The organism is Anatilimnocola floriformis (assembly GCF_024256385.1).
In the GTDB taxonomy this organism is placed as follows: Bacteria; Planctomycetota; Planctomycetia; order Pirellulales; family Pirellulaceae; genus Anatilimnocola; species Anatilimnocola floriformis.
This window is the reverse complement of the sequence record NZ_JAMLFW010000001.1, coordinates 2,872,706-2,889,774: the sequence shown is the minus strand read 5'-3', so window position 1 is coordinate 2,889,774 and position 17,069 is coordinate 2,872,706. Positions and strand designations below refer to the sequence as shown.

13 protein-coding genes are annotated in these 17,069 nt (G+C 58.7%); 8 read left to right on the top strand and 5 right to left on the bottom strand.

The annotated features are described in order from the left end of the window. Positions 1–15 precede the first annotated feature (15 nt). Positions 16–2,289, top strand: coding sequence for a peroxidase family protein (locus M9Q49_RS11065; RefSeq protein ID WP_254508803.1), 2,274 nt, complete (start codon positions 16–18; stop codon positions 2,287–2,289). A 65-nt stretch (positions 2,290–2,354) separates the two neighbouring features. On the opposite strand, the gene M9Q49_RS11060 is transcribed toward M9Q49_RS11065, so the two are convergent. Next, the gene (locus M9Q49_RS11060) at positions 2,355–3,989 is read right to left on the bottom strand and encodes a PQQ-binding-like beta-propeller repeat protein (protein WP_254508802.1); all 1,635 of its coding nucleotides are present in this window, start codon (positions 3,987–3,989) and stop codon (positions 2,355–2,357) included. Between the two features lie 88 nt (positions 3,990–4,077). Here M9Q49_RS11060 and M9Q49_RS11055 point away from each other — a divergent pair, with 88 nt between their 5' ends. After that, positions 4,078–4,470, top strand: coding sequence for a hypothetical protein (locus M9Q49_RS11055; RefSeq protein WP_254508801.1), 393 nt, complete (start codon positions 4,078–4,080; stop codon positions 4,468–4,470). Positions 4,471–4,474: 4 nt separating this feature from the next. Here the strand turns inward: M9Q49_RS11055 and M9Q49_RS11050 are convergent, their stop codons facing one another. After that, positions 4,475–5,635 carry a GntR family transcriptional regulator gene (locus tag M9Q49_RS11050; RefSeq protein ID WP_254508800.1) on the bottom strand — a complete coding sequence of 387 codons (1,161 nt, stop codon included), beginning with the start codon at positions 5,633–5,635 and terminating at the stop codon, positions 4,475–4,477. Positions 5,636–5,806: 171 nt separating this feature from the next. Here M9Q49_RS11050 and M9Q49_RS11045 point away from each other — a divergent pair, with 171 nt between their 5' ends. From M9Q49_RS11045 to M9Q49_RS11035, 3 genes are all read left to right on the top strand, one after another. Beyond that, positions 5,807–7,435 carry a DUF1549 domain-containing protein gene (locus M9Q49_RS11045; protein ID WP_254508799.1) on the top strand — a complete coding sequence of 543 codons (1,629 nt, stop codon included), beginning with the start codon at positions 5,807–5,809 and terminating at the stop codon, positions 7,433–7,435. A 77-nt stretch (positions 7,436–7,512) separates the two neighbouring features. Then, positions 7,513–8,781, top strand: coding sequence for a DUF1501 domain-containing protein (locus tag M9Q49_RS11040; protein ID WP_254508798.1), 1,269 nt, complete (start codon positions 7,513–7,515; stop codon positions 8,779–8,781). Between the two features lie 37 nt (positions 8,782–8,818). Next, entirely contained in the window at positions 8,819–10,006 is a 1,188-nt protein-coding gene (locus M9Q49_RS11035) for a WD40 repeat domain-containing protein (RefSeq protein ID WP_254508797.1), read from the top strand. A gap of 14 nt (positions 10,007–10,020) precedes the next feature. Here the strand turns inward: M9Q49_RS11035 and M9Q49_RS35730 are convergent, their stop codons facing one another. The 3 genes from M9Q49_RS35730 to M9Q49_RS11020 all read right to left on the bottom strand — a co-directional run bounded on the left by M9Q49_RS35730 (position 10,021) and on the right by M9Q49_RS11020 (position 13,143). Beyond that, positions 10,021–11,847: a hypothetical protein gene (locus tag M9Q49_RS35730; protein WP_254508796.1), complete on the bottom strand. Its 1,827-nt coding sequence runs from the start codon at positions 11,845–11,847 to the stop codon at positions 10,021–10,023. Continuing rightward, positions 11,844–12,272: an ExbD/TolR family protein gene (locus tag M9Q49_RS11025; protein ID WP_254508795.1), complete on the bottom strand. Its 429-nt coding sequence runs from the start codon at positions 12,270–12,272 to the stop codon at positions 11,844–11,846. The genes M9Q49_RS35730 and M9Q49_RS11025 overlap by 4 nt, the downstream gene beginning before the upstream one ends. 67 nt (positions 12,273–12,339) lie before the next feature. Continuing rightward, positions 12,340–13,143 carry a MotA/TolQ/ExbB proton channel family protein gene (locus M9Q49_RS11020; protein WP_254508794.1) on the bottom strand — a complete coding sequence of 268 codons (804 nt, stop codon included), beginning with the start codon at positions 13,141–13,143 and terminating at the stop codon, positions 12,340–12,342. 361 nt (positions 13,144–13,504) lie between these two features. Here M9Q49_RS11020 and M9Q49_RS11015 point away from each other — a divergent pair, with 361 nt between their 5' ends. The 3 genes from M9Q49_RS11015 (at position 13,505) to rho (ending at position 17,003) form a co-directional block, all read left to right on the top strand. Beyond that, entirely contained in the window at positions 13,505–14,635 is a 1,131-nt protein-coding gene (locus M9Q49_RS11015; RefSeq protein WP_254508793.1) for a Sua5/YciO/YrdC/YwlC family protein, read from the top strand. A gap of 62 nt (positions 14,636–14,697) precedes the next feature. Beyond that, the gene (rpiB, locus tag M9Q49_RS11010; protein ID WP_254508792.1) at positions 14,698–15,147 is read left to right on the top strand and encodes a ribose 5-phosphate isomerase B; all 450 of its coding nucleotides are present in this window, start codon (positions 14,698–14,700) and stop codon (positions 15,145–15,147) included. Between the two features lie 341 nt (positions 15,148–15,488). Further along, on the top strand, positions 15,489–17,003 hold the full coding sequence (gene rho, locus M9Q49_RS11005; protein ID WP_261365046.1) for a transcription termination factor Rho: 1,515 nt from the start codon (positions 15,489–15,491) through the stop codon (positions 17,001–17,003). Positions 17,004–17,069: the final 66 nt, after the last annotated feature.

The following is a 17,069-nucleotide window of genomic DNA, read 5'->3' as shown; positions in this document are numbered from 1 at the left end:
TGAGGAGGCAAGCTCATGTTTCAGGTATCTTGGTTTTCGCTCACCGCCTCGAAGAAGTCCCAAGCCCGCGCCGCAGCGGCTGAGAAGATCAAGCAGCGGCGGCTGTTTTTGGAAGGCTTGGAAACTCGCACGTTGATGGCGGCTGACATCCGCTCGTTCGACGGAACCGGCAACAATCTGACCAATCCCGAATGGGGCTCGACGGGCGAGCAATTCATTCGCAAGGACGATTTGGTCGCTTATGGCGATGGAGTCTCGACGCCCGCTGGAGCCGATCGGCCGAGCGCTCGGGTGATCAGCAACACGCTGGCCAATGAAGGGAGTGTGCGCGATCTGGATGAGCGCGGCTTGTCGGCGATGATGTACGCCTGGGGGCAGTTCATCGATCACGATCTGGATTTGACGAACACGGCGACACCGGCGGAGTCGTTCGCGGTGAAGGTGCCGACAGGCGATGCGTATTTCGATCCGAACGGAACGGGGACGCAAACGATTTCGCTGACGCGCTCGCAATATGATCCCACCACGGGAACCGACACGAGCAATCCGCGCGAGCAGGTGACGAGCATCACGTCGTGGATCGATGGCTCGATGATTTATGGCTCGGATGATGCGACCGCGGCCAGCCTGCGCGAGTTTGCCGGCGGTCGAATGTTGCAAGGAGAAGACGGGCTGCTGCCGACGGACGCGACGGGCTTTTTCATGGCCGGCGATGTGCGGGCGAATGAAAATCCGGAGCTCAGCTCACTGCAAACGCTGTTTGTGCGCGAGCACAATCGAGTTGCGGCTGACCTAGCGCAGAAGAATCCGACTTGGACCGACGAGCAGCTGTATCAGGCGGCCCGTAACATCGTGATCGGTGAAGTGCAGGTCATTACCTATAAGGAATGGCTGCCGACGCTGCTGGGGACGAATGCGATTCGTCCGTACAAGGGTTACGACGCGACGGTGAATCCGAGCATCGCTAATGAGTTTGCCACGGCGGCGTTTCGGCTGGGACACAGCATGCTCGGCGACGACATCGAGTTTCTCGATAACAACGGCGAAGAAGTGCGCGACGAAGTGTCGCTAGCCGAGGCTTTCTTCAATCCGACGCTGATTGAAGACAACAACATCGATCCGATTCTTAAGTATCTCGCTTCGGATCCTTCGTCGAAGATCGACAACCAGGTGGTCGGCAGTGTGCGGAACTTTTTGTTCGGACCACCCGGCGCTGGTGGCCTCGATCTAGCTAGTTTGAATATTCAGCGCGGCCGCGATCACGGCCTGGCCGATTACAACTCGCTGCGGGCTGCTTATGGATTGCCGAAGGTGGCGAACTTCGCGCAGATCACTTCCGATCCGCTGTTGCAGGGGAAGCTTCAATCGCTGTATGGCACGGTCGACAATATCGACGCCTGGGTCGGCATGCTGGCCGAGGATCATGTTCGCGGCGCGAGCGTCGGGCCGCTAGTGCAGCGAGTCATTGCCGATCAGTTCAGCCGCGTGCGGGATGGCGATCGCTTTTGGTACCAGCGATCGCTGAGCGGCAAGGAACTGCAGGATGTGGAAAAGACGACGCTAGCCGATGTCATTCGTCGCAATACGAACCTGACGAACGTGCAGCAGAACGTGTTCGTCTTCAAGGTCGAGATCTCCGGCCGCGTGGTAAACGACGCCAACGCCGATAGCTTGCTGACGAAGAACGAACCTGGGTTGAAGGGGCGGACGGTCGAACTCGTCGATTCCGACACGCTGGAGGTAATCGCGCAGGCGACCACCGATCCGGCTGGTCGCTATCGCTTTGATGTGCAGAGTGGGTTGGGTCTGGGCGAATATACGGTTCGTGAAGTCACGCCGAGCGGTTGGACGGAAACCGCAGCGCCGAAGGAAGCGATTCGCCTGACTCGCGGCGATCAACGGATCACGGAAGTGAACTTCGGTCAGACGCAAGGAACGGCGACGACGCCAACTACTCCCACCCCGCCGACCCCGCCGGCTCCTCCACCACCGCCGCCGCCAACTACTCCTACGACACCAACCAAACCGACGACGCCGACGTTGCCGCCGGCGCCTCCGACTGCTCCTCAGCAGCCCACGACTCCGCCGACGAAACCAACACCGCCTCCACCGCCACCGACCGCGCCGACGAATCCATCGTCGGGTGGTTCGACTGGAAGCGGATCCACGGGGAGTGGCGGTTCATCTGGCACCAGCCCGACAGCTCCACCGAAGCCGAGCAGTGGTAACAGCAACAGCTCGGGAACGCGTGGTATTGGTGAGAGCGTGGGCTCAGCAGTGCGTAATTAGCGAGATATCGTTGTCAAAGTCGATCGTGGGAGAAACGCAAAGATTCTCTCCCACGATTGGAAAGTCTATTCTTCGATCGCCGCGTTGCGAGCGATCGGCAGTTCAAAGCAGGCCGCTTCGCGATCATTCCGAACTAAAAGTCGGCGGCCAACGAGCACGGGATGATTCCACGTTCGCGACCGCAGTGCCGTGAAGCGCGAGAGCTCCGTGAATTTTTCTGGGTCGGCTTGCACGATGGCGACTTCGCCAGACTCGAGTTGCACGAGTAGGTGCGAACCCGCGAGCAGCAGTTGACCGTAGTTGTAACGTCCACCTTTCCAGCAACGGCGACCTGTTGTCAGGTCGAGGCAGGTGAGTATGGCTTCGTCAAATCCATACACATGACCGTCGTGAACGACCACGCTGCTGAACTTGGCTTTTAGATTGCGGTTGCGCCAGCGTTCTTCGGCTTGCCATTTTCCGGCGTGCTGTGTGACCTCCAGCAATGCGCAACCCATGCCGTAGCCCGAGGCGATGAAGATGAAATCGCCACGCCGGCCGTCAATTTCATTCAATACGACGGGCTGACAGACGTTGTTTCGCTCGGCGGGATTGCTGACCCAGGGTACCTGCCAGAGAAGCTCGCCGGTGGCCAGATTGTGCGCCGCTAGGCCATCGGCGTTGAAGTCGAGTACCTGCTGGCTAGTTAGAAAATTGGCGAGCTGCGGCGAACTGTAGGATGCCCGCGAAGCGCCACCCTTCCAAACCCGCTCGCCGGTCGCGAGATCATAGGCGGACAGCGAACTATCGCGGCCGCCGGAATTGACGATGACGTGCGAACCGACGATCAGCGGCGAACCCGTCACGCCGAAGATTCGATTCTCGGCTTGGTTGTCGGTCAGAATGTTGACGGTCCATTTTGGCTTGCCAGTGGCGACATCCAGGCAATTCAGAATGCCGGTCGCGCCGAGCGAAAAGACGCAGCCGTTGTGAATGGTCGGCGTGGCGCGGGGACCTTCGCCACTGGTGACTTCGTAGAATCGTGACCGCTCGCGATGCTCCCATGCTTGCCGGCCAGTGTTGATTTCGTAACAGACCGTAGTTTCATCCTCGCCCCGTTGTTCCATGGTCACCGCGTATTCGCCGACGACGGCAAATGAGGACCAACCGCTGCCGATCGGCTGTCGCCATAATTCGCGGGGTGGCTCCGCCTGCCAATCGATGGCAAAGGCTTCGTTCCGGGCCACACCATCGCGAAACTCGCCGCGAAAGCCGGGGCTGTCGAACTGCGTGGTCCGCGTGAGATCAATTTTCTCGGGCTCAGGATCATCGCGTCGTTTTTGCTGATGCTCCTCAAGCAACTGTCGCGGCGTGGGCTTGAATCGCCATTCCCAGATCGGTCTGCCGTCCCCCGCGAAGCCGTCTAAACGCACCATTTGAAGTGCGCCCGCCTGTGTTGCCACGAGAGTGGTGATGGCGATCATCTGCGACTGCAATGGCCAGGCCGAAAACCCGCGCACCCAGCAATAAAGCAAGAAGTTCAGCGCGCCGACCAAGACGAGAATTTCATTGGCCGGCATCATCGTGAACTTGAACCAGCCAGCGTGAATGAAGACGATGAGCAAACCGACAACGAGCAGGATCGATAGTGGCACGAACCAACTTTGGAGTGCTGGATAGCGGTCGGCGAGTGTCGGGCGTTTGCTGCGCGGCTTGGTCATAAAGCTATTTCGCGTTCAGCCCAAAGTTTTATTGCGGCGTTCTCGAGCAACTGGTTTTCCTGCGGCTCGCCCCTGAATTGATTATCACATGCAGCCGAACCCCTACGAATCACCGGCCGGGGAAGACCAGCCAGATCAGTCCAATTTTTCGTGGCGAGATTGGCCTTTGGAGATGTTTCTGCTGGGGGAACCACTGCTCTTGTTGCTGTTTGCTGCGCTGCATCGCTCACAGCTTGGCGATCACGAAGCTTACGTCGGCAGTCCACTCCTTAAGGCGGAAGGGCTGTTGCTCATAGTTGCATTTTTGGTAGTTCTGATCGCCTTCGCGCGTGTGGTGATCTTTCTCACGCACGGATCGATCTTTCTCGCGGCAGCAGAAAGCAGACGGGCGCTCGTGAATGGTCTGCTTGGGGTGCTGGCAACCTTTCTGGTTATTGCGGCAGCGGTGATCGATGCTCCAACGTTGATCTACGGCACTTGAATGTTCACGCCTCTGCTCGGCCAGTTGTGGTCCCTGCCCGCAGTTGATGTGGAAACAGCAACTGCTCTGGTTCTTTCGCGCTAGGCGAATCGACACGACTCATCAGCAACTGCACAGCCTGCCGACCCATCTGTTGCCAGTCAGCTTGATGGCAGGTTAGATCGCCGACTTCTTCGCCGCCGCCGCCGAGCACACTGATGTCTTCGGGGATGCGAATCGATTGCGCGCGGAAGGCGGTGATGATGCGGTGGGCCAGCGTGTTATTGAAGCAGTAGATTGCAGTGGGCCGGGGCGACAGATCGAGAAATTGTTTGACGACGAGCTTCGCGCCTCGCTCAGTGAGTTCGGCGGGGATTTCCCAGGAGCGTTTACGGGCAATGCCGGCGTCGCGCAGGCCGGTGCGATAACCTTCGAGTCGCCAGGGATTGAGATCGGTCCGCCGCCAATAAGCAATGGCGATGCGCCGATGCCCCAACTCGACCAAATGTTGCACGGCAGTTCGCGCTGCACCGGTCGAGTCTTCACCCACGGAACTGATCTGCGGCAGATGAGCCACGTGATCGAGCAGCACGATCGGAATGCCGAGTCCCATCACGCGCCGGAGCAGTTTTTCCTCACCGAAGGAGGCGAAGATGATGCCGCTAAGAACGACCTTTTGTTTCAGTCGCTCGAACGCGGGCCGCATCTGCTCGCTGGCTGCTTCACGTACCAGCAGTTCCCAGCCTGCAGTGCCTGCTTCGGCGACAGCGCCGTGCAGCATCAGCGCGTTGATCTCGGAGGTGACTGCTTCTTCCGCGCCAAGCGAACCGGGATAAGTCGCTTGCAGAAATGCCAGGACCGTTGATTCTGGTCCGCGCAGCTGCATTGTCCTCGGCTGTTCGCGCGTGAAGGTTCCCTTGCGGCGGATTTTTACGAGTAGTCCTTCGCGCTGCAGCACTTCCGCGGCGAGACGCACCGTTTCGCGACTCACGCCCAGTTGTTCGGCCAGTTCGATTTCTGTCGGCAATTTGCCGCCGGCGAACCTTCCTTCGGCGATCGATTGGCGGAGCAAGCGTTCGACCTGCGCCGAGAGAGACAACGGCCGATCAAGCCGCGGCATGTCGCTGCTCGGCGGCGGAGTGAAGGACAAAAGTTTGGCGTCAGATTTGGCGGAGCGTTTGGCCATGCTGGATCATCGGCTCGACGATGGGAGGTTGATTCATTTACACATATACAATCCGCCTGTCATAGCGTCAAATCGCTTGCTTCCGCGTGGCCGCTTGCCGATAGTACCAATGTCGCTTGCACCCCGCCGAATCACCTTGCGAGCGGTCAGTGTGTTCCCGCCGAGGTTGCTATGAATCTCTCCTTCCACCGGCTGCTCGCAATTGCCCTTGTGGGCGTGCTCTCCTACTGCGACCAGGCAAAGGCCGAGGAGAAGGTCCTTCGCGAGATCATCGATTCGGAGATCTCGGCGGCTTGGCTGAAGCAATCGGTTACGCCAACGCAACGGACCAGCGACGCGGAATTTTTGCGGCGGGTTTACCTCGATCTGACCGGTGTGATTCCCACGTATGCCGAAGCGGCAGAGTTTTTGAAGGATGAAAGCAGCGACAAGCGGCAGAAGCTGATCGATAAGTTGCTCGACTCGCCGCGGTACGCGCTCCATCAAGCTGATCTGTGGGATTTAATCCTGTTCGGCCGCAATCCACCAGGTTTTGGCACCGAGCGGCGCGAGGGGATTCAAGGTTGGCTGAAAAATCAGTTCGCGGCGAACGCACCTTATGACAAGATGATCAAGCAATTGCTGCGGGCCGAGGGGAACTCGGTCGAGCAAGGTCCGGCGATGTATTACGTGCAATATCGCAATCAGCCGGAGGATCTGAATGAGAAAGTGACGCAAACATTCCTCGGCGTGCAGTTGCAATGCGCCCGCTGCCACGATCATCCGTTTGACGATTGGAAGCAGACCGACTTTTTCGGCATGGCAGCGTTTTTCGCTCGTCTGACAGTCGCCGAGGTCGGCAAAAAGGACAACCTCACACTGTACGCTGTCGGCGAGAAGATGACCGGCGAAGTTCTTTTTACCGGCCCGGCCAAGGACCAGGCGCCGGGGAAGAAGGGTGAGCCGATCAAGCCGAAGTTTTTGCATGGCGATGCGCTCGCCGAGCCGGCGCTGCCGGATGGTTTCAAGGAGCCGAAAGTCGAGGGGAATAAGTTGCCGCCGACGCCGAGTTTTTCGCGGCGCGATCAGCTCGTTGATTGGATTACGAAGGCCGACAATCCGTACTTTGCCCGCGCAATCGCCAATCGGATTTGGGGCCAGTACTTCGGCCGCGGCATTGTGCATCCCGTCGACAATCTGAGCCCTGCAAATGCCCCGAGTCATCCGGCGCTACTCGAGACGCTCACCGGTTGGCTGGTCGCGCATCAGTTCGATCTGAAAGCGCTGACGCGCGAGTTTCTCAATAGCAATACCTATCAGCTGTCGAGCGCAGGCAGCAACGGCGAGGCGTTTCCGTTGTGGTTTCAGCATGGCCGAACGCGGCCGCTATCGGCCGAAGAACTCGCCGAGAGTTGGCGATTGGCAACTGGGTATGAGGAATCGAGCAAAGATAAGGAAAAAGACAAAAGCCGTTTCCATCCTCTCACTCGCGATTATGTCGTGCGCTACTTCGGCACGCCGACGAACGGCACTGGTGATTTTCAGGGTGGTCTGGCGGAGCACTTGTATTTGAACAATGGCCAACTGAGTAGCCTATTTTCAACGGCGGCCGGTGGATTGTTTGCAACCCTTAGCGACAAAGAAAAAGCGGCGAACGAGAAAATCGATCGGCTGTTTTTGCAAACGCTGAGTCGACTCCCGTCAGCTGCCGAGCGCGAACGTTTCGAGCCGCTGATGGCGAGTGGTGAAAAAACGGAAGACATTCGCCGTGATTTGGTTTGGTCACTGATTACTTGCAGTGAGTTTCGATTCAATCATTGAGTTGACTTTGACGGATCTACCCGCCCTCGCCAAACCCTAGGCTGACGCCGCGGGTTGTGAAATACGGAGGACAAGCCATGTTCGGACAATGCACTCCCGCAGAACATATGTCGCGTCGCGCGCTGATGAAGGGGGCCCTCGGCGTGGCCGGCGGCGGCGTGGTGATGAATTGGGGTGGACTGACACAGACAGCGCTCGGAGCCGAAGTCGCCAAAGCGAAGAAGCACTGCATTTATCTGTTCATGAATGGTGGCTGCAGCCAATTTGAAACGTTCGACATGAAAGTCGGGCGGCCGACCGGCGGGCCATTCCGGCCCATCTCGACAAACGTCGCCGGGACGCAGGTTTGTGAGCTGATGCCCAAGATGTCGCAGCAGATGGACAACATCGCCGTCATCCGTTCGATGCGAACCAGCCAGGTCGATCACCCCGGCGGCATTTATTTGATGCATACGGGCTATGCGCCGACGCCGAACGTCCGCTTTCCGGAGATGGGTGCGATCGTGGCCAAGTATCAAGGCCAAGAACAGACCGATCTGCCAAACTTTATCAAGATATTTGGTCATGGCGATGCCGGCGCGGGTTTTCTCGGGCCGCGTTATCAATCGTTTGCTCTCAGTCCTGATGGACAGCTGCCGACGTTCTCAGGTTCGGGGATGGCGCCCGATAAAGAGTTGCGACGGCATGAAGTGCGGCAGTTTCTCGAAGATCAATTCGCGGCCAATCACAAGTCGGAAGTGGCCAAGATGCACCGCGAATCGTACGAAGCGGCCCGCCGCCTCGGCGCGGTGAAAGACGTCTTCAAGATCGACACCGAGTGGGAAAAATATCGCGAGCTGTATGGCGACAGTGCGATGGGCCGGCGCATGTTGCTCGCTCGCCGATTGGTGGAAGCCGGTGTGCCGTTTGTCGAAGTGGGCCAAAGCAGCTACGACACGCACGGCGACAATTTCACTGGTCACAAGGGACTGCTACCGCCTATGGAACATGCCTGGGCAGGGCTCATCACCGATCTGAAGCAGCGTGGATTGTTCGATGACACACTGATTGTCTGGGCGGGTGAAATCGGCCGGACTCCGAGCATCAACAACCGCGCGGGTCGCGACCACTACGTTCGCGCCTGGTCGACAGCGCTGGCCGGTTGCGGCGTGAAGGGTGGTCTCGTGTACGGCTCGACCGACGAGGAAGGGCACGATGTGAAGGACAATCCTGTGACCGAAGGGGACTTCTTCGCCACGATTTACAAAGCCCTCGGAATTGATCCGAAGATTGAGAATTACACCGGCGTAAGACCGATTCCGCTCGCGCCGTTTGGGTCCAAGGTGGTGAGTGACCTTCTCTCTTGATCCGAAGCGGCGAGTTGCAGGTGCGAGAAAGACAAAGATGAAAATCGACAACCCGAAACTTCTCTGGCAACTCACCTTCGAAGGCAATTGGCCGAGCGCGGTTGCGTTTCTCGGTTCTGGTCGCAAGCTGGCCGCGGCGAACCAAGACGGCCAGATGTTTGTCTGGGATCTGCCGGAGCAACCGCCGGAAAAGTTTGAAGCCGAAAAAAACAGTGAGCGCAAAGCGCCGAATCATTCTCCATCGCGCCGACTCGATGGTCATACGAATGGCGTTACACAGTTGCGAGCCACGCGCGACGGCAAGTTGCTCATTTCGGCGAGTCTTGATCACAGCATTCGCTTTTGGAAACCGCTCGAAGCGTCCGCCGGCCAAGCCGATGCCATTCTTGATATGGATGCTCGCCGCAGCAAAGCCAAGCGTGAAAAGAAGCCCGAGTTGCTCACCGCTCCCGGCGTGACGATCGAAACGATGACGGCAGCGACGGTGCTCGACGCGCACAAAGATTGGGTCATGTCGCTAGGAATGAGTGATGACGAACGGCGGTTCATCAGCGGTGACGGACAGTCAGCCGTGATTACTTGGGATGCAGCGACCGCGAAAGAGATCACTCGTTGGAAAGGTTTTGCCTGGAACTGGATTCAAGCGGCTGCTTTGTCCCCCGATGGTCAGCTCGCCGGCGTAAGTGAGTTCAGTTACAAGCGCGACGACTTCGATATTCCCGCCGCGGCTCTCAAGATTAATGATGTCAGCACCGGCGAACTGAAGCACGACGTGGCCAAGATCCAGCTGCCGAAAATCGATACGGCGAAGACCAGCTACGATGCGGCCCAGACCTGGCGCAAGTTCTTTTCGAACGGCCTCGTTTGCCTTGAATTCTCACCCGATGGCAAGCTGATGGCTGCGGGCCAAGGGGGCGAAAATGACAAAGGCAAAGTGCATATCGTCGAAGTCGAGAGCGGCAAGGTTCTGCGTGAGATCTCGGGGCACCAATACGGCGTGACTGATTGTAAATTCTCAGCCGATAGCCAGCTGCTCGTCAGCACGGGGCGCGATACCACGGTCCGCATTACGCAAGTCAGCGACGGCAAAGAAGTCGCAGCGCTGGGCAGTTCGCGCGGTGGTCAGTTCAAAGATTGGCTCTCCGCAGTTTCCATTTCACCCGATCAGCAAATGATTGCTGCGGCAGACATCGCCGGGATGATTCAAATCTGGAAGCTCGCCTAGTGATTCGCCGAGCACTACCGAGGCCGAGCAGGTTGGCCCGGCACTTCGGTCCAACGGTCGCTGCCCACGGGATCGGCGTACACCGGCAGGTAGCGATAATAGGCTTCGAGGCAGAGGCAAGCGAGGCTCGTGCTGTAAACGCGGCCACCGTAGCCGCCCCAAACCTGATCGGGGTCCCAGCTGCCGAGGTACTGATCGTCGCCCCGTTGCTTCGGTAGCAGGGCGGCTTGCATGGCGTTGTTCCAGCGCACCCAGTCGGCATCATGTTTTTGAAACAGTCCGAGCGTTCCGTAGTACCAATAGTAAAGATTCACGCGGTCGCCGCGGGGCAATTCTTGGCTGATGAAGGTGGCGGCTTCTTCGATGGTTTCAGGACTGTTTTCGGCATCGAGAAAGTAACGGCAGGCGAGCGCTTCGGCAGTCATCGGCCGAGTGACTTGTTCGCCGGGGCGGTAACTGGCCAGGCCTTTGTAACGGCCCCCTGTCACGCTGCGCAGAAAGCGGATCATGCGAACGCGGGTTTCGTCGGGCACGCGCATACCAGCCATTTCAGCGGATTTGAGAGACATCAGCTGCCAGCCGAACTGGCTGAGATCGCCGGCGTCGTGCGGCTGATACCGCCAGCCGCCGCCGACGTGTTGCGCCGAGATAGTGTATTGCACCGCGCGGCGAGCCGGTTCGTGCAAACGCCGATCGCCCGTGAGCGCGTAGGCTTCGGAAAGTGCGAGGCTGCAGATGCCATGGCAGTACATCCGCGCAAATAGTTCCGCTTCACCCGAGAGATTGCCGTCCTCGGCCTGGTTGGCGAGGAGAAACTCGAGGCCATGCTGAATGGTCTCGCGATGCTCGCCCTCGAGATGCGTCTGGCCCGAAGCGAGAAAGGCGAGGAGCGCCAGACCGGTGATGCCCATGTCGGCTTTTTGGCCGGCGCCCTGACGATCCTGCCCAAGTGCGCGAGTTTCTTTACCCGCGCCGTGGGCAGCTGCGATCCACCGACCATCGGCGTTTTGATTGGCGACAAGCCACTTGAGAGCGAGCTGAACCGAACGCTCGGTGTCTGGGGTTGCGCCGAATTGGCGGGCCCGTTCGAAGCGATCAGATCGCATGCGCAATTGCAACTGCGGCGCGATGGCTTCGCCATCGGCAGCACGGCGGGGAATGGCAGCCGGTTGCGAAACAGGCATGTGTTGCCGAGCCGGGTTGAGCGGATCTTCGAGGAACCGCGGCGTATTCGCAGCCGTTTCGTTTGTTCCAGCGCCGGGCAGCGGTTGTTCGCGGAGTTGATTGCCGGCTAGCTGATCGGGCGATTGTCGCAGCTGGTTTTCCGGCGGCGTGGCTTCCATGGACGGATCCATGGGGAGCGGCGGTTCAACTGGCGCTGCACCTTGCTCCGGCATTGGCGCGGGAGCCAGCGGCTCGTTTTGAGCGACCGCTTCGACAGCCGGCTTGGTTTCTTCGGGCGGCGGCGCGGGCAAGAGATCGGGCGCGGTGATCGGCTTTTCCACGGAATCGCCAGGCAGGACTCCTTCGCTGCCGTCAGGGCCGGCGAAGTGATCGCTATTGCCAGGTTCATCGATCAGCCGCACGTGCGTGGTGCCCGTCAACGATTCGCCCGGCGGCAGCGAATTCAAAACGCGCGTGCCCCACATGAACAGAAATAGGAGCATGTGGGCGAAGAACGACAGCGCGATGCATTTGACGAGCGGTCGAGCCTGCCCCCAGCGGGTCCACATGAGGATCATGAGGAGCACGGTCCAAATCGAGAGCCCCGCGAACAACACCCATTGCAAGGTGTAGTCCGGCCCGATTGCACCGAGGATGGAATGGCACCCAAAGCTCACCGGCGGTTTGCTCCTTGGTCAGCAGGACGAACCGCGATGCCGACATCGGACACGCCGGCGGCGCGACAGGCGGCCAGAGCAACGGCGACGTTCTGCAACGGGCCGTCGGCATCGCCGCGGACGATCACGTTCATGTCGACAGTGGTGGTGCGAAGTTGTTTCAGTTGGGCCGTGAGCCCATCGATCGTCACCGGCTTGTTGTTCAACGTCAGCTGGCCGTCGCGATGAACGTGCACAACGTTTTTCGAAGTGGCGCTCGGCAGCGAACTTGTTTGATTCGAGGAAGGAACCTTGACGTCGACCTGCTTGTCCGACTCCGATATTTGGGCACTCACCATAAAGAAAATGATGAGCTGAAAAACGATGTCAATCATCGGCGTAAGATTGATCATCGGCAGCTCGTCGTTGTTCATTTTCAAAGGCATGATCGATCTCCGGCTGCGGGTGTGTACCCGCTTCTTCCTCGCTTGTGCGTCGGGCTACCTGGCGCTGCTACGCAGCTTTCTTCTTGGGCGCCCGTTCGCGAGCGGCGCGTTCCAAGCCGTCGGCGGAAATCAAATCGACTAGGCGCTGGCCAACGGAGTCGATCTCCGTGACCAGATAGTCAACTCGGCTGAGAAAGTGGAGATAAGCCAACAGTGCGGGAATTGCTACGAACATGCCCGAGGCCGTCGTGATCAGCGCCTCAGCGATGCCGCCCGCCATCAATTCGCGTTGACCCGCGGCAGCCGAACCAGAAATGCCTTGGAACGATGAGATCATGCCCATCACGGTGCCGAGCAATCCAAATAGCGGCGCGACTTGCGACACGCCGTTGAACAGTCGCAGATATTTGCGGAGCTGATTGCAAACTCGTTCACCCGAGTCGAGGATAGCTTGTTCTACTTCAACGGCTGGGCGGCCCCATTTTTTGAGGCCACCAGCGAGCACGATGGCCACGGGACTGCCGTTTTTTTCGCAGAGTGCAATTGCATCTTCGCGATCGAGTTGTCCTTCGCGGATCTGTTCGAAAATACGCGTGACGAAGTCGCGAGGAATGACCCGGCTCCGGCGCAGCGTAATAATCCGTTCACACGTGAACATGACGACGAGAAACGAGCAGAGCGCGATGGGATACATCAGCGGCCCACCGTCGTAAAATGTTTGCAGCAGATTCTTCGGAACCTTGGCAGGAGCTTCCACCGCAGGCGCCAGGGGCACATTGCCCGGGACCGGCCCTGGTTGTTGGGCGGCCGCGCTAAGGCACATGGCCAACATCAAGAAGAGTCCGCCCAACATGGGCGTTACACGATTCATACGGCTCCCTCCGCCTGCAATCATTTCATTCCCCGAAGTTGCATCGTTCCGGCATTCCCTTGCCGGGTATTCTGCTACCAACAAGCAAGCTCGCATGAGTTCGCTAGCTTGCCCGACGGCGCAGAGTATCCGATGCCTTTCTTTCATCGGCGAGGCGGAAGTCGCTGCATCACGCCTTTCGGGGTAAGTGCCTGGCGAACGGGAGAAGTAGGAGAGAATTTGCGGAATAAAATGCAGAGTTTAAAGTCATGCTGGTCCACCGTTCGAAAGACCTGCATCCTTGCCACGTCGCGCAACCCCGCATAGAATAAGAAATTACGTCTTTCGCACTCAGGCCATTGGTCGAAATACTTGGGACGAAATGCCGGCTCCTCTCGTCATTGATGTCAAACAGACCGACGACCCACGCGATGTGGTGCATCGCGCGGTGCAAGCGCTCGTCGAAGGGAAACTTGTCGCGTTTCCATCGGAGACGGTCTATATCCTCGCGGCTAGCGCCCTTAATCCAATGGCAGTGCAGCGACTTGCCGCCATCCGCAAGATGCCGGCTAACGAGCCACTGACGCTGGCGATTCGCAGCACTGACGACGCGCTCGATTTCGCGCCGCAAATGCCGCCGCTCGGTTTACGCCTGGCCCGCCGATGCTGGCCGGGGCCGGTGACGCTGGAAGTGGAAGACGCCCAAATCGAGAGTGTTATTCAACGTTTGCCGCAAGAAGTGCAAACACTCGTCGCGCCGGAAAAACGGATCCGGATGCGAGTTCCCGCGCATGATCTATTGCTGGGAGTGTTGCGGCTCGTCGCTGGACCGCTCGTGATGTGCGGCGCGCGCCGGCCTGACGATCCCGATACGATCACCGGCAAAGAAGCGCTAGAGCGACTCGGCTCGCAAGTCGATTTGCTGATCGACGAAGGTCGAAGCCGATTCGGACAACGATCGTCGCTGGTGCGCATCGAGGGAAATCAATTGAAGGTGGTTCGCAGCGGCATGTTTACCGAAGCCAATCTAAAACGGATGGCGAGTTGGATGGTTGTGGTGGTATGCACCGGCAACACCTGCCGCAGTCCCATGGCAGAAGTACTGCTCCGCAAGCGACTGGCGGAGAAGCTCGGCAGAATGCCCGATAAGCTGGAAGACCATGGCGTGCTGGTGCTCTCGGCCGGTATCGCTGCAGCACCTGGTGGACGCGCTGCGACCGAAGCCATCGCGATCATGAATGAGCGCGGCCTCGATCTTTCGCAGCACGAAAGCCAACCCCTGAGCGATCGACTGGTCCGCTATGCCGATCTGATTATCACCATGACCCGCGGCCATCGCGAAGCCATCGTCAATCATTGGCCTGATGCGGCGCCGCGGACCTTTGTCCTCAGCCGCAATCGCGGTGACGTCGCCGATCCCATCGGCGGGCCAGCCGACTTGTATCGCAAGTGCGCCGATCAGATCGACGCATATCTGGCCGAGTGGGTGGCGACGTTGGATCTGGAACAGTAATTCTTCGTACGGTGGGGCGAACGGTACTCCGTGAGGCCCACCCTACATCAAAAGGCATTGAAATGCGTTTGTCCGTTGGTAGTGATCATCGCGGCGTGCCCCTCAAGAGTGAACTCGTGCCGCTGCTACGAAGCTGGGGGCACGAAGTTGCCGACGAAGGGCCCAACGAGGCCGGCAGCGTCGACTATCCGGACTATGCTGCCGTTGTTGCGGGCAAAGTCTCGCGTGGTGAAGTCGACCGCGGCATTCTCGTTTGCGGCAGCGGCGTGGGCATGGCAGTCACGGCGAACAAGTTTCCCGGCGTGCGGTCGACGATCGTGCCGAATGAAAAAGTCGCTCGGCTGTGCGTGCAGCACAACAACGTGAACGTGCTCGCTCTCTCGGAAGAGCAGATCAAGGAATTTCCGACGCTGGTCAAAGCCTGGCTGGAAGCGACCTTCGACGGTGGTCGCCATGCCACGCGCGTCGACAAGATTTCGGCCTGTGAACGGGCGGCCCACGGCGGCTGCTAATCGACGTTGGTTGATCTCTTTCAGCAACAGCAGCGTCGATTCATGTCACCTGACGCTGCGGTGTCATTTTAGCTCCTACCTGACATTTTTGATTTCCGCCCTTTCCCCAGCCCACGCGGCGGAACATAATGGCGGAGTCTGCTCACTAACTCCTCGTTTACGGAACATCACGGGCAACTTTCCCCGCCTGTGAGACATGCACACTTGCGGTGCGTTGGCCTTTCGGCCGGATGTTCATTCGGCGCGATTGCACTTTCGCCTCGCAGAAGGATCGAAAGCCCGCTTTCCCACCCCAGCGCCATTCGCGCGCACATAGCATTCGCTCATCAGGAGCGCCAGGTATGGCCACGTTCAAAAACTTCCGTCGCGACCGCGATCGTCGGTCCGATTCGTCTCGTTCCGATTCTGGTCCTCCCCGCGACGGTGCTCCCAATTCGCCGGGCAATCCGAATCTTCCTAAGCACGTCCAACGCCTGCGCGAGATCGAGCAGGAGGGCGAGCCGTTGTCGATGGCCGAAGAACTGGCCGACATGATGGCTCATCACCGGGAAGAGGCCGGCACGGAGGAGCGATATGAAGAACTGAAGAAGAGCGGCTTTCAAATCGCCGATCTGCAGAAGATGACGATGAGCGAGCTGATGGAAGAAGCTCGCAAAGAAAAGCTCGAAGAAGTGGCCGGCGTCCGGCGGCAGGATTTGATCTTTCGCATTCTCAAGGAGCGGGTCAAGCAAAGCGGCTTGATGTATGGCGAAGGGACGCTCGAAATTCTGCCCGATGGTTTCGGGTTTCTCCGCAGCCCTGATTACCACTATCTGTCGTGCCCAGACGATATCTACGTCTCGCCCAGCCAGATCCGCCGCTTTGGCTTGCGAACCGGTTGCACCGTCGCGGGCCAGATTCGGCCGCCCAAAGAAAACGAACGCTACTTCGCGCTGCTGCGCGTCGAAGCGATCAATTTTCAGGATCCGAGTCTAGCTTCGGGCCGGGTGACATTCGATGATCTCACTCCGTTGCATCCCGATCAGCGGATTGTGATGGAGCATGACGCCGAAGATGTTTGCACACGCGTGGTCGACCTCGTCACGCCGATCGGCTTTGGTCAACGCGGACTCATCGTCAGCCCACCGCGCGCCGGCAAGACGATCTTGATGCAGCGCATGGCCAAGGCGGTGCTGAAGAACTTTCCCGATGCCTACGTCATGATGCTACTTGTCGACGAACGACCGGAAGAAGTCACCGATATGGAGCGGCAAGTGAAAGGCCGCAACTGCGAAGTCGTTAGCAGCACGTTCGACGAAGCCAGCGCCCGTCACGTACAAGTCGCGCACATGGTTTTGGAAAAAGCCAAGCGGTTGGTCGAGTGCGGCATTGATGTCATCATCTTCTTGGACTCGATCACGCGGCTGGCCCGAGCCTGGAATAGTGAATGCGTGCAGTCCGGCAAGCTGCTCACCGGCGGTCTCGACGCCAATGCGTTGCAACAGCCCAAACGCTTCTTCGGTTCGGCTCGCAAGGTCGAAGAAGGTGGCTCGCTGACGATCATCGCCACGGCGCTCGTCGAAACCGGTAGCAAGATGGACGACGTGATCTTTGAAGAGTTCAAAGGCACTGGCAATCTCGAAATCCACCTCGACCGCAAACTGGTCGACAAGCGGATCTGGCCGGCCATCGACATCAACAAGAGCGGCACCCGCCGCGAAGAAATTTTGATGGACCCCGAGGAATACAAACGGGTCAGCCTGATGCGTCGAGTCCTCGCCGATCAAAACCCGCCCGATGCAATGGACATGCTCACGCAAAAGCTCGCAAAGACGAAGAGCAATGCGGAGTTTTTGATGAGCGTGAGTTTGAAGTAATTTCTGAGCAGCTTATTCCATCACTTATCCTTAGCCACTGACTTTAGTCGGTGGCAATATAGCCAG